The organism is Streptomyces sp. NPDC003379, from assembly GCF_053589195.1.
Genome location: NZ_JBSFRK010000010.1, coordinates 159,931 through 173,036 on the forward strand (window position 1 = coordinate 159,931; position 13,106 = coordinate 173,036).

General features: G+C 68.4%; 11 protein-coding genes. All 11 read left to right on the forward strand.

Annotation, left to right across the window (positions count from 1 at the left end):
* Positions 1-578 precede the first annotated feature (578 nt).
* Positions 579-908, forward strand: coding sequence for a hypothetical protein (locus ACWDVB_RS12165; protein ID WP_451514563.1), 330 nt, complete (start codon positions 579-581; stop codon positions 906-908).
* Positions 909-961: 53 nt separating this feature from the next.
* On the forward strand, positions 962-1,273 hold the full coding sequence (locus ACWDVB_RS12170) for a pore-forming ESAT-6 family protein (protein ID WP_351161619.1): 312 nt from the start codon (positions 962-964) through the stop codon (positions 1,271-1,273).
* Between the two features lie 66 nt (positions 1,274-1,339).
* Positions 1,340-1,738, forward strand: coding sequence for a DUF6507 family protein (locus ACWDVB_RS12175; RefSeq protein WP_451514564.1), 399 nt, complete (start codon positions 1,340-1,342; stop codon positions 1,736-1,738).
* Positions 1,735-3,717 (forward strand): hypothetical protein, encoded by a 1,983-nt coding sequence (locus tag ACWDVB_RS12180; protein WP_451514565.1) that lies wholly within the window; start codon positions 1,735-1,737, stop codon positions 3,715-3,717. Before ACWDVB_RS12175 ends, ACWDVB_RS12180 begins: the two co-directional genes overlap by 4 nt.
* A 19-nt stretch (positions 3,718-3,736) precedes the next feature.
* On the forward strand, positions 3,737-4,507 hold the full coding sequence (locus ACWDVB_RS12185) for a hypothetical protein (protein WP_451514566.1): 771 nt from the start codon (positions 3,737-3,739) through the stop codon (positions 4,505-4,507).
* Positions 4,508-4,636: 129 nt separating this feature from the next.
* On the forward strand, positions 4,637-4,927 hold the full coding sequence (locus ACWDVB_RS12190) for a hypothetical protein (RefSeq protein ID WP_451514567.1): 291 nt from the start codon (positions 4,637-4,639) through the stop codon (positions 4,925-4,927).
* 64 nt (positions 4,928-4,991) lie between these two features.
* A complete protein-coding gene (gene eccD / locus ACWDVB_RS12195) occupies positions 4,992-6,323 on the forward strand; it encodes a type VII secretion integral membrane protein EccD (protein WP_451514568.1) in 1,332 nt (443 codons plus the stop codon).
* 9 nt (positions 6,324-6,332) lie between these two features.
* The gene (locus ACWDVB_RS12200) at positions 6,333-7,427 is read left to right on the forward strand and encodes a type VII secretion protein (RefSeq protein ID WP_451514569.1); all 1,095 of its coding nucleotides are present in this window, start codon (positions 6,333-6,335) and stop codon (positions 7,425-7,427) included.
* Positions 7,424-11,416, forward strand: a complete 3,993-nt coding sequence (gene eccCa, locus ACWDVB_RS12205; RefSeq protein WP_451514570.1) for a type VII secretion protein EccCa — start codon at positions 7,424-7,426, stop codon at positions 11,414-11,416. The genes ACWDVB_RS12200 and eccCa overlap by 4 nt, the downstream gene beginning before the upstream one ends.
* Complete coding sequence (locus ACWDVB_RS12210) at positions 11,413-12,861, forward strand: DUF6177 family protein (RefSeq protein ID WP_451514571.1); 1,449 nt, start codon at positions 11,413-11,415, stop codon at positions 12,859-12,861. The genes eccCa and ACWDVB_RS12210 overlap by 4 nt, the downstream gene beginning before the upstream one ends.
* A gap of 8 nt (positions 12,862-12,869) precedes the next feature.
* Entirely contained in the window at positions 12,870-13,061 is a 192-nt protein-coding gene (locus ACWDVB_RS12215) for a hypothetical protein (RefSeq protein WP_451514572.1), read from the forward strand.
* Positions 13,062-13,106 lie beyond the last annotated feature (45 nt).

Consider the following 13,106-nt stretch of genomic DNA (forward strand, 5'->3'; position numbering starts at 1 on the left):
ACCTGCGGAGGTCAGGACCGGACACCACCAGCACGGCGTCGGCGAAGTGCGCGCAGGTCCTGGAACTTCGCGTTCCCGGGACCATAACTCCCCGCGCTCGGGCCCGCTACTTGCCCGCCGTGGCCACTTCGGACACAAACGAGCCCACGGACCCAGTCGCTGATACCGACCCTGCTCGCGGCGTGGCAGCCGACTTGGAGAAGAGTTCGACGTGGCCGACGCCTACGCACCGCACGCGGTTTCGGCCATGGCGACCCTGACCGGCGCCCCTCCTCGCCACCGGCCGCCGACTGCACTCTCCGTGACAGCGCCTCGTCACTGGTACGTGTGCGGTGGCACAGCACCTCTACCAGCGCAATCGTGGTCATCGAACATCGCATTTCCCGAGCCGGCAGGTCCCCGCATGGCGCACACCATGGCCCAGATCACGCCATCTCACCCCCAACTGCGTTGCGCCTGCAACGTCCATGGGACAGGATGATCGTTACACTACGGGGTGCGAGTGACGCGTGCGTGTGCCGTCACGGCAGACCCACCCACAGCGCGCCGCGCAATCGGGGATACACGGGGGTGGGCTCATGAAGTTCGACATGGGAGACACGACTCTCGCGGTGCTGGGGAAAAACACCGTGGGGTCCAGCGACGATCTCGGAACGCTGATCAGCCTGCTGGTCCAGGCGGCCGAGCCGCTGGAGGGCAAGTTCAACGGAGCTGGCAAGGCGGCCTTCGACTCGTTCAAGTTGCGCGCGGACGACATCACTTCGGACCTGAACGGGGCGCTGTCCTCGATCCTTGGTGGCCAGGCGGGCATGGACACCGCGTTCGGCTCCGGTGACCAGGAGCAGTCCGACAACGCCCACCAGAACATGGGCGCGGCCAACTTCGACGGCGCCCGCTTCTCCGCCTGACCAGGCCGCTCGACCTACATACCAGACTGTTCGCACGCAGGGGGAACTTCGCCATGGCTGGAAACCAGGACCGCCGCTCCTACGACACCGGCGCATCGTCCGACGTACAGGGCGGCCTGCAGATCATCATCGGGCAGCTGGAGCGCGTACTCGGCGACCGCGACCGCGCGGTAAAGGCCGCAATGGCCGACTACCAGGCCGATGGGGTGTCAGACGACTACCACGGCAAGGAAGTCCGCTGGAACAAGGCAGCCAACGAGGTACGGGAAATCATCCGCCTCGTGCGCACCACGCTGGAGCAGAACGACGGCACCGCGCAGTCGACACTCGCGCGGGCACGCGCCGCGGTCGACAACATCGGCTGACCCACCAGGCCGCTGCGGGCAGGCTGGTGTGGATATGGGGTCATGGGGCTGAAGTGGGGGGTTGGCATGCCAAAATGGGATATTGAGCCGGGCGGGGTGAGTCACGTCCTGTCGCGGGTGAACGATGTACTGGGCGCCCTTGAGCAGCACGTCGGCGGGTACGGCGAGGACTTGGGGGGCGCCGCGAAGTGGTCCGGCGCCCTGGTATCGGGGGACGTCGGCGGGGGCCAGGGCCCGGTCGGAGGTTTGGTCGCCTCGGCGCTCGTGGAGTTCGCCGAGGGCACCGCCGAAGAAGTGCAGTTCATCGGTGCGCGGGCCGGGCAGTCGGTCAGCGGCGCGATGTTGGCCACCGCTGCCTACGAGGCGGGCGACCTGGAGATCGCGGCCGAGGTGCAGCGCTCCGCAGCCAGTGTCGTCGACCCGGTCCTGGAGTGGCCCACACCCCCCACGCGGGGCTCCCTGTGATCTCTGCGAAAGATGTCCCCCACTTCACCGGTGATCTGGAGCGGTTGGAGCAACACGCCTCCGGACTGCGGACCCACGCCGGAGCCCTGCGCCAGGCGGGCAGCGTGGCGCACAGCAGGTTTCAGGGGCTGGGGGCGTTCTACCGGGCACCCGAGGCGGAAAGGCTGTTCGCCTCCACTGCACCGGTGCGGGATCGGGCGGACCTGTTCGCCTCGAAGGTCGAGACGGTCGCCCAGGCGCTGGACGACTACGCCGGCACGGTCAGGCCCATCATCGCCCGCCTGGACCGGCTGCGGACCCGGGTGGCCGACTTCACGGCGAGCCTGAGGACTGACAGCGGCGAGATCGACGACGAGTGGACCCAGGACCAGGGCAAGATCGACCAGCACAAGGCCCTGTGGGGCGAGATCGGCCAGGCCCAGGCCGACTTCACCGCCGCCGAAACCGCCGCCAACAACAAGATCACGGCTCTGGTGGACGGCACCCAGTACGTACCGCAGGGCTACGAGGGCACCTTGGTCCCACTCGGTGCGCAGATCTACGGCTACACCGCTAACGCACTCAAGCACGCCGACAAACTGCCCTGGGGCACCCCCGAGGCCCGCACCTACGACACGTTCGACCTCTCCCACCACGTGGAGGAAGCCGGCGTCAGCATCAAGGACAACATCGTCGGCACCGTCACCGGGATCGTGGACCTCGTCAGCCCCGGAGCGGACGGCGACGCGGCCCGCAAAGGGCTGGGCATGGCGGTCCTCGGCCTGGAGTCCTACATCTTCGACCCGCTCAACAAGCAAGACTCGCCCTGGAAGGAACAAGTCGCCGAGGGCCGCCCGTATACCAAGGCCTTCGCCAAGGGCCTGGTCGGCTGGGACGACTGGCAAGACCACCCGGGCAAGGCCACGGGCACCGTCTTCTTCAACGGCCTGACCCTCGCCTCGGGACCGATGGCCGCCGTCTCGAAAATGGCCAAGGGCGGCGCCGTCGCCAAAACCGCCGGCACCCTGGCCAAAGCCGGCGAAGCCATCGACCCCCTCAGCGCCACAGCCCAGACCGTCGGGGCCGCCACCCGATCCGTACCCAAGATCGCAGACGTCGCCGCCCGCCTCCGCTCCGGATTCGGCCACGCCCCAGGTACCGGATCCACCAGCAGCGTGTGGAAGGTCTCAAGCAACACTGAACTCCACCTTGACGACGGCAAGTTCGCCGTCCACAAGGACGGTGTCCCCGACACGACCCCGGCCCCGGTCGAACGCCCCACCCACGAACGAGTCCCCTCCGTCACGGCGCCGCGCGAGCACCAGCTCGTCGGTGCGGGCACGCGGGCGCCGGAAGCTGGCGCTCACGCGGGCGAAAAGCTGCCACCCCAGGTGAACCACAACTCTGGCGGCGGAGAAACCCACGGGCCGGGCAGCGGCGATGACGGTGGAAGGCCGCATTTGATGCGCCAAGACGACAACTTCGGTGCTGAACACAATCACAAGGGTCAACGCAAGTCTCATCTCAACGCTGACGGCGATCTCGTACCGGCCAATCCCGACGGTGATGCCACTGTCGTGGACCACATCGTCGGCCGCGACCCGGCCAAGTCGGACAGCCCCTTCACATCGCTCAGCCGAGATGGAGCCGACGCCAAGGCGTTCGGTGCTGGAAAGATCAGAATAGATCTGCCCAAACTGGAACGGGACATCGCGGATGGCCGGGTTGCAGGGGTAGAGGTCTACTCACCCGACGACGTTCAAGCTGCATTGCAGGAGAGCGCCAACCAGATCGCCGGTCGGCACGTGGACCTCACCTTGCCACCGGGGTCAAGCCGTGCCGATGCCCAGGAGATTGCGCAGTCACTGGGGCTGAGCAAGGGCAAGGCGAAGCGGATTGCCCAGCGGATGGTAGACATGATGAACACGACCCGCGACGAAGAGTGGTTGATCAAGGGCGTCGTTCCGAACGAGTACATAATCGGGCCCTTTGGTGGTTGATCATGGAAAGGAATCACCGGTGAGTGAGTTCATCCGACTGCTTGGCACCGATTTCGACGGCCAAGCAACTTCGGATCCAGAAGACGTTATTTACGCGGGCCTCGACGATCCGCGACATAACGATCGCGTACCGGGGCTCATCGAGTTGATGGGGGATCCGACAGCAACCGAGAGAGATCGTTTTCTCTCCTGTTTGGCGCTCACGACATGGGGCGAGTCAGCTGGCTATAGCGCAGTAATGAGCGTCGCCGAATCACCCAAGCTCGCACCTTGGTACGAAGCCCTCATCGACCGAAAATTCTCAGTCGACAGCACATTCGCTCAGCTCGCAGTGGCCGTGAGCGATAGTGACGAGATGGCGGAAACCAAGGGGACAACTACGCAGCGACTCGAATCTTTCCGCTCTCTGATTCGAATTTCCGACAGTGAATATTTCGAGGATAAGCTCGGAGAGCTGCTCGATCACGCCACTGCGGGTTATGTTCTTGGCGAAATCTCGGAGGCAGTACAGAGAGGGGTCGCGGGGCTGGCTGGAGGCGAGCGCCAGAGATTCGATGTCGCCACTCAGCTTGTCGATCTGGCAAGTGCATCCGCACTGGTTGATGGAAGGGTAGCCGCCAAACTCGTCATGGATGTACTGAAGGTTGCACCCTCTCATCGGACGCTGATGCACGCCATCACGGTCCTCCACCGATCGAATTCACCGGAGGTAAAGCAGCTCGGTGAGTACATCAGTTTGATTGGTGATGAACAAGTGAGCCAGATGGCAAAGGCTGCTACCGAAAGTTAACAGCAGCCACCTAGTCGGGGCGACGCACCCAGTAAGGTCAGGGATTGTGCCAATTCCCATTCCTTCACGCAATAGCATCTCGCTCCTCGGTGTAAGGTCTACTCCGACTGCAGCCCGAGGGGCGCTGTGATGACAGCACAGGATTACGACAGTCAATTGTTGGAGTCGGTGTCCGTTCGGCGTCGACGCCTGCGGGATGCCCTGCTGTTCGGCGCCCAGCGGCAGCGGCGGACCATCGACGAGCGGTTGGGGAAGGTGTTTGCCGGGGTGGTGATCGGGGCGGTGTTGTGCGCCGGATGTGTGGGGTGGTCGTTCATCTCACACCGGCTGATCGGGAAGAGCCCTTACAGCTCCTCCGTGCCTTCTTCCACGCCGTCCGCTCCCTCCCCTTCATCCTCCGTCACCCCTTCCTCTCGATGATAGGTTCGAACGCGTGATTTCTGCGGGGCCGTTGAGCCGCACGAGCGGTACGAGTCGAACGGCCTTGAGCCGGGTCACCCTGGTGGGAGAGCAGCGGCGGGTGGACCTCGTCCTTCCCTCCCAGGAGCCGATCGGGCTGTTGCTTCCGGAAGTGTTGCGGCTGCTCGATGATCGGGCTGCTGCCCGACCCATGTTGCGGCACCTCGTCACCGCGGATGGTTCCGCGCTGGCGCACGACAGCACCCTGGAGTCGGCCGGTGTCGTCGACGGTGCCGTGCTGCGGCTAGTGCGTGCCGAGGACGCGCCGTCCGCGCCCGTGGTGCATGACGTCACCGATGAAGCCGCCGATGATCTGGATGTGCGGGCTTGGCGGTGGCGACCCGCGGCTCGGCGGGTTGCGGCGGGGCTGGCCACCGTTTCCTGGGTGGTGGTGGCGGGTGTGTTGGCTGCCGGCGAGTTCGAGTTGGCGGCTGCGGGCAAGGCTTTGATGGCCGTCGCCGTGTTGCTTGGCCTTGCCGGGGTACTGCTCGGGTGGCGTAAGCAGCCCGGGCTTGCCACCACGTTGCTCGTGTCCGCCGGTGCCTTGGGCTTGCTCGGCGCGTGGACGTTGGGCGATGCGTACGCCTGGGGTAATCCGGTGCTGCTGGCAGGCGTCGTCCTCAACGCCGTACTCGTGCTGTTGCTTCTGGGGTGGTTCTCGCCATTGGGGCGAGGGGCGTTGATCGGCGCCGCGACCGCTCTGGGCTGCCTGGTCCTGTGGGAAGCCGCCTTCGCGCTGCAGGACGGCGCCCGGACCGCAACCGAGCAGGCTCGGATGGGAGCCTTGCTCGCTGTCGTATCAGTGGTGGTTCTTGGTGTGCTGCCTCGGCTTGCCTTGATGGCGTCCGGGTTGTCGGGGCTCGACGACCGGCGTACCGGAGGGGCTTCGGTGAGCCGGTATCAGGTGGGTACCGCGTTGAGTGCCACACACCGTGGACTTGCCCTGGCCACCGTCGTGCTGGCTGTCTCTGCCGCAGCGTCCGGAGTGATGGTGTTGCGTGCGCCCTCGACCTGGACCGTGCTGGTGGCTGCGGTCACCGTCGTGGTCCTCGGGTTGCGTGCGCGTGCCTATCCGCTCGTCGCGGAGGTGGTGGGCTTGTTCGTCGCCTCGGCCGTCGTCGTGGTGGAGCTGGTGAGGGTGTGGATGGACCGGTCGGCCGCCGCGGGGCCACTGGTTCTGCTCGTCGTGCTGGCCCTGGTTCCTCTGGTGATGCTTGCGGTTGAGCCCGCCGAGCATGTGCGGGTGCGGCTTCGCCGTGTCGGCGACGTACTGGAGACGGTGAGTGTCATTGCCCTGCTGCCGTTAGCCATAGGGGTGTTCGGTGTGTACGGGCGACTGCTCGACACCTTCGCGTAGGGGTGCGGCATGGCTCAGGAAAGTGATTGGCAGCGTGACGTGCTACGGGAGTTGGGTGCCGCTTCCGTAGAGTCCGGTGCTTCCGTGTTGCACCCGGCAAGCTCGGAGCCACAGTCCACCGATGCGGCGCCCCGTCCCCAGGCAGCCGCCCAGCCCACACCACACGGCCCTCGCCTCCCCCTGCCCACCCCGGAGTCCGTGCCCACGGTCGATCCGCGCCTCGCCCGCGCCCTGGGCGGCCCGCGGCACGGAGACTCCGCCGGGCAGCGCACCGCACGTTCGCTGCGCAAGCTGACCGCTTCGGCCGGTCAGGAGGTTGCCGAGCAGACACGTCTCGCCCGTGAGGTGCAGCAGCCGGTGACGACCGGGCGGGTCATCGCGGTGACCTCCATCCGCGGCGGCGTCGGCAAGTCCACCGTCTCCGCTCTCCTGGCCCGTACGTTCAATCACTACCGGCACGATCCGGTCCTCGCCCTGGAGGCCGATGCCGCGCTCGGCACCCTGCCGGTGCGGCTCGGCGCGGAGTCGGTGCGTTGGGCCTGCGCGGATCTGGCCCAGATCCTCAGCCCGGCCATGCAACTCACCGACGTCACCGGCTACCTGGTGCCGGTAGCCGACGGCGGGTGGCTCCTGCCCGCGAGCCAAGGACGGGTCGGCGCCCCGCTCGACGTGCCCACCTACCGCACCGTCACCCTCGCGCTGCGCCGCTACTTCGCCGTGTCGGTGGTCGACTGCGAGACGCTGCCCGGCGAGGTAGCGCGGACCGCGATGGACACCGCCCACGCCCGCGTCGTGGTCGCCCCAATGACCGCCGAGGGCGTGAACGGCACCCGCCTGGTCCTTGACTGGCTGGCCCAGCTGCCGCACTCGGCGCTAGCCACCACCGTGGTCGCGCTGTCCGCCAACTCCCCCGATGCGACGCTCGACTTGAAGACGGCCGCCGCGCACCTGCGCGAGACGGGAGCTGCCGTAGTACCACTCCCCTACGACCGTCATCTGGCCCAAGGAGGCCCCATCCACACCGGCATGCTCAGCCAGAGCTCCCGCGAGGCCGCCGTCCAACTGGCCGCAGAGGCGATGCAGCGGGCGGTGCGGGTGCGATGACCCAACACCTCATACACCGCCCCGCCCGTTCGACGCCGCCACCGTCCGCTGCCCCGGAACGCACCATCGAGCCGCCCCCGAACCTGCCCGAGGGCAAGATGGGCAACGCGGCCACCGCGCTGCTTCCGATGGCCGGCGTCATGGGCTCGGTCGTGATGATGACCGTCATCCGAAACAGCCAGTTCGCCGCCATCGGCGCGATCGTCCTCGTCTTCGCCCTACTGGGTGCGGTCGCCCTGTTCCTGTCCCAGCGCGGCAAGGCCCAGCGCACCCGGCGTACCCAGCGCGAGCGCTATCTCGAGTACGTGGAGGAGCGGCGCGAGGAGTTCGGCGCTACCGAGAGGGAACTACGGCGGCAGGCACGGGTTCTCAACCCGCCCCCGGCGGCGTTGTACGACCTCGTGCGTGATCCGGCGCGGTTGTGGGAGCGGCGCCGTCTGGACGCGGATTTCCTGCGGGTGCGGCTCGGTACCGGCGACGTGCCCGTGCAGGGGCTTGCGATCGGCCGGAACCAGGGCAGCGGGGTGCTGACCCCGCCTGATCCGTTCATGCTGAATGAGGCACGTGCGCTGCAGCACCGGTTCACCACCGCGAGCGACTTCCCGCTGATGGCGCCGCTCGACCGGGCCGGCAACGTCAGCATCATTGGCCACCGGGACGGTGTGCTGCGCGTCGCCCGCGCCTTGCTGATCCAGACCGCGGTGACGCACGCGCCCGACGACGTCGCCATCGCTCTCGGCGTGCCCGGCGATCGCCTGGAAGAGTGGGAGTGGGTGAAGTGGCTGCCCCACGTCCTTGATGCGCAGCAGGACGACGGGCCGGTGGCCGCCCGGCGCATCGCACCGAGCCTCGATCAGCTCGCCCGGCAGTGCGCCCCCGATCTGCGCCGCCGCTCCTCCTACGCCGCCGAAGTACGCCGCGGCCTGTCCGACCGCAACGCGCTGCGGATGAACGACCGGCTGCTGGTCGTCAGCGACTGCCACGGGAACACGGCCACCGAACTCCCCCGCCCTGATACGGCCGTTGACCTCACCGGTATGGGCGTGACCGTGCTGCACCTGCTTGAGCAGCAGGTGCACGAGCCGGACCAGGTGAGCGTCCGCATCACTGTCGACGGCGACCAGGTGAGTGTCGAAGACCTGCGTGCCCCTGACGCGCTGCCGGGGCACGGCACCGCGGACGAGGTGAGCATCGCAGGGGCCGAGGGCCTTGCCCGCATGCTCGCCCCGCTGCGGCTGTCGGCCGAATCCGCCGCCGAAGGCACCCCGATCTCCGGTCCCGTCGACTTCCCCGCCCTGCTCAGCATCGACGATCCAGCCGCCCTCAACCTCGACAGGCTCTGGGCGCCGCGCGGCGAACGCGACTTCCTGCGCGTGCCCATCGGCCTCAACGACCGCCACGAACCCGTCCTGTTGGACCTCAAGGAGTCCTCCGAGCTGGGCATGGGCCCGCACGGCCTGTGCGTGGGCGCGACCGGCTCCGGCAAGAGCGAACTGCTGCGCACCCTCGTCCTGGCTTTGGTCGCCACCCACTCCCCCGAAGACCTGGCGCTCGTCCTGGTCGACTACAAGGGTGGTGCCACCTTCGCCCCCTTCACCGGACTCCCGCACGTCGCCGGTGTCATCACCAACCTGGAGAACCAGGCCGGGCTCGTCGAGCGCGTCCACACCAGTCTGGCCGGTGAGGTCAAGCGCCGCCAGCAGGTCCTCAAGGACGCCGGCAACGTGGCCGACATCGGCCACTACGCCGCCCTGCGCGAAAAGCAGCCCGGCCTGGAGGCCCTCCCCCACCTCTTCGTCGTCATCGATGAATTCGGCGAACTCCTCACCGCCAAGCCCGACTTCATCGACCTCTTCCTCTCTATCGGCCGCATCGGCCGCTCGATCGGCGTGCATCTGCTGCTGTCCAGCCAACGCATCGAATCCGGCAAGCTCAAGGGTCTGGATACCTATCTCTCCTACCGCCTTGGCCTGCGCACCTTCTCCGCCGACGAGTCACGCACCGTCCTGGACACGGTGGACGCCTTCCAGCTGCCGCCGCTGCCGGGCTTCGGCTACCTCAAGGTCGACACATCGACGTACGAACGTTTCAAGGCGGGCTACGTCTCCGGCGCCCACCGCGGGCCTGCCCTGCGCGAGCAGTCGGACGCGGAGCCGCTCGCCTGGCTCTACCCCGCCTTCAACACGGGTCAGAACCCCACCACCGGCGCGCCGGAAGAACCCGCGATGCGGGAGCGGGAGACCGGCCCGACCGTCCTGACGGCCATGGTCGGCCAGCTGTGCAATGCCGCCCCTCCGGTCCGCCGCATCTGGCTGCCGCCGCTGCCCGCCGCGATCTCGCTCGATGCCGCCGCCGGACCCGTGCAGGCCTCGGAGCGCGGCCTGCACCTCGCCACTGGTGCGGGCGCCATGCAGATACCCCTGGGCATCCTTGACGACCCGGCCAAGCAGGGGCAGAAGCCCTGGATCCTGGACCTGACCGTCGCCGGTGGCCACGCCGCCGTCATCGGCGGCCCGCAGTCCGGCAAGACCACTCTGCTGCGCACCCTCGCGCTCTCCCTCGCCCTGACCCACACCCCGCACCAGGTCGCCGTCTACGGCCTGGACCTGGTCGGCGGCGGTCTGAGCGCGCTGGCCGGGTTGCCGCACGTGGGCGGCATCGCAGGCCGCGCCGACCACGAACGCGCGGCACGTACCGTCGCCGAGGTCCGCGCCCAGCTCGCCATACGCGAAGAGCTCTTCCGCGAGCATGGCATCGACTCCGTCGGCCAACTGCGCCACCTGCGCGCCCGGGGCCGCCTGACCGAGCTCGGCTCCACCGACGTCGTGCTGCTCATCGACGGCTTCGGCGCCCTGCGCGACGAGTTCGCCGAGCTGGACGACACCGTCGCCGACCTCCTCAAGCGTGGCAGCGGCTACGGCATCCACGTCGTGGCGGGCATGCTGCGCTGGAACGACGTACGCATCGCCACCCAGTCCATGTTCGGCACGCGCGTCGAGCTGCGCCTGAACGACCCCTCCGACTCAAGCGTCGACCGCAAGCTGTCCGAGACACTCAGCGCCGACACCCCCGGCCGGGTCCTGACCGACGCCAAACTCTTCGCCCACACCGCCCTGCCCCGCATCGACGGCCAACCCTCCACCGACGACCTCGGACCCGCCCTGGAACGCGCCGCGCGCACGGTGCGTGCCGGCTGGCACGGCGCACTAGCCACCCCCGTACGGGTCCTGCCCACGGCCCTGCCCGCCGCCAAGCTGCCCTCGCTCACCGCCGAACCCTCGCGCATCCCGCTCGGCGTCGATCAGGACAACCTGGCTCCCGCCCTCCTGGACCTGACCGGGCAGGACCAGCACCTGCTGATCCTCGGCGACAACGAATGCGGCAAGACCAACCTGCTCAAGCTCATCACCGGCCAGCTCATCGACCGCCACAGCGACGAGGAACTGGTCTTCGGCGTCTTCGACCCGCGCCGCGGCCTGCGCGGCACCGTCCCCGAGCCCTACCGCGGCGGCTACGCCCACAACGCCAAGCTCGCCGCCGCTCTGGCCACGGGCATCGCCGGCGAACTGGACAAACGCCTGCCGGAGACCGCCGACCCGGACGCGATCACCGAGGGCCCGGCCTTCACCGGCCCCCGCATCGTCATCCTCGTCGACGACTACGACATCCTCACCACCGCGGGCCAACAACCCCTGGCCCCCTTCCTGCCCTACATCTCCTCCGCCCAGGACATCGGCCTGCACTTCATCGTGAGTCGCCGCGTCGCCGGCTCCTCCCGCGCCCTGTACGAACCCTTCCTCACCACGCTGCGCGAAACCGGCGCCACCGCCCTTCTCATGACCGGCGACCGCACCGAGGGCCAGCTCTTCCCCGGCCTCTACGCCTCCGCCCAGCCCCCCGGCCGCGGCACCCTCATCCGCCGGGGCCGCCGCCACCAGCTCATCCAAACCGCCCTCGCCCCGCAACCGGAAGAGACCCCGTCCTCGTGACCAAGGACGTCATCGCCCTCACCCCCAAGATGCCCGACATCAACACCCTGCTCGCAGGGCTCTTCGCCGGTGGTCCCGACCTGGGCGTCAACTCCCTGGCCGAGGGCGCCGTCGTCCAGCTCTGCGCCCCGGGCGGCCGCCCCCTGGTCTCCGTAGAAGCACCCCTGCTCATCCAGGTCCCCGGCGAGGCACAGCGCCTGCTCGGGGCCGAACTCATCTCCCCCGACATGCCCTTCTGGTGGACCGAAGCGCGCGCCTCCACCGCAGTCGAGGAGGGCGAACGGCTGGCCGGTTCGTTCGCCGGACGCCTGGCCGCCGTGCTGGGCGGAACGGTCTGGCCGCCGGAAGCCGCCCACACCGACGTCGTCCCGCTCACCCCCGAGACCGCTACCGCCACACCGGCGTCCTCAGCGACACCACCGGCCCTCGACGTCCTCACGGACAAGGCCGCGGTCGTCATCCAGGACCGCCCTGTCGTCGCGATGACCAGCTGGCTCGCCGACGCCCTTCGTACCGCCGCTACGAGCGACCGCGCCCTGCAGATCGTCACCCCGCCCCACACCAGCCTCACCCTCCCCACCCGCAACGCGCTGCACGGCCACCCCAACCGCTGGGTCGTCCAAGACCCCGACTGCGGCTACTACGACGGTCTGACCGGCGTCGAACTGCACTGGCAAGAGGGCCACTTCACACCCGTAAAATCCGCAGAGGGGAATCCACGGCTCGCGGAAGCCTTCAAACCCGAGCCCGCCACCGCCACCGCCACAGCCACCGCCTCCGACGCTTCGGGCGAACGCCAACTGCTCCTCTCCCTCCACACCGCACACCCCGCCGACGAAGACCTCCTGCTCGGCGGCGCCTTGGAGGCGGCCTGGCAGACCCTCACCGACGCCCCACCGGCCGGCTGGTCCACAGCCGAACCCATCGCCCTACCCTGGTCCCGGCGTCAATTGACCGAACTTGCGCGCGCCCGCGCCCAGAAGAACGCCCCCACCTGGCTGACCACCATCGGCACCCAGGACCGCCCGGCCATCGCCACCACCCACATCACTCACACCACGGCAGGCATCGAGGAACACACCACCCTCGCCCTCGGCTACGCCCCCGACGAAGCCCCACCCCTGGACGCCATCACCCCACTGGCCGAGACCCTCGCTACCGAGCACAACCTGACGTCCATGCTCACCACCCTCCGCACCGCCCGCCGAGACCTCACTGTCCCGCCCCGGTTCGAAGCCCCGCCCATGCCCCTGTCCTTCACTTTGGGGGCAGCCGCCGTGCACGACATCGGCCTCACTCACGCCCAACACCCACCCCAGGGCCCCAACCCCAGCTGCCTCGGCCCCACTGCGCGGCCCGCACTCCACTACGTCCTGGGCCACGGCACCGACCCGAACTCCTGGACCGCGCTCCAGCAGCTCGCCCAGCACCTGAAGCAGACATAGGAGCGGGCATGGCGGACACCGCAGGGACGCCCCCGAGCCTGGACAAGTGGACACGCGACGCGCCCAACGCCATCCAGGCGATGGTCGAGTCCATCCGGGGAACCTCACAGCTTTCGACCGCGCCCCCCTCACCTTCCAAACGCCCCTGGAACGACTGCGTCATCCGCCTGCCCTGGTGGGACTTCGCGGAGGAAGACTAGCTCTGGCTCCGCGCCAACTCGTCGCGTGCGCCGCCGGGATATTCG

What these genes read in the sequence shown, in the direction of transcription:
- ACWDVB_RS12175 (WP_451514564.1), top strand. Translation starts at nt 1,340, where the DNA reads ATGCCAAAATGGGATATTGAGCCGGGCGGGGTGAGTCACGTCCTGTCG.
- ACWDVB_RS12200 (WP_451514569.1), top strand. Translation starts at nt 6,333, where the DNA reads ATGGCTCAGGAAAGTGATTGGCAGCGTGACGTGCTACGGGAGTTGGGT.
- ACWDVB_RS12215 (WP_451514572.1), top strand. Translation starts at nt 12,870, where the DNA reads ATGGCGGACACCGCAGGGACGCCCCCGAGCCTGGACAAGTGGACACGC.
- ACWDVB_RS12190 (WP_451514567.1), top strand. Translation starts at nt 4,637, where the DNA reads ATGACAGCACAGGATTACGACAGTCAATTGTTGGAGTCGGTGTCCGTT.
- eccCa (WP_451514570.1), top strand. Translation starts at nt 7,424, where the DNA reads ATGACCCAACACCTCATACACCGCCCCGCCCGTTCGACGCCGCCACCG.
- ACWDVB_RS12165 (WP_451514563.1), top strand. Translation starts at nt 579, where the DNA reads ATGAAGTTCGACATGGGAGACACGACTCTCGCGGTGCTGGGGAAAAAC.
- ACWDVB_RS12170 (WP_351161619.1), top strand. Translation starts at nt 962, where the DNA reads ATGGCTGGAAACCAGGACCGCCGCTCCTACGACACCGGCGCATCGTCC.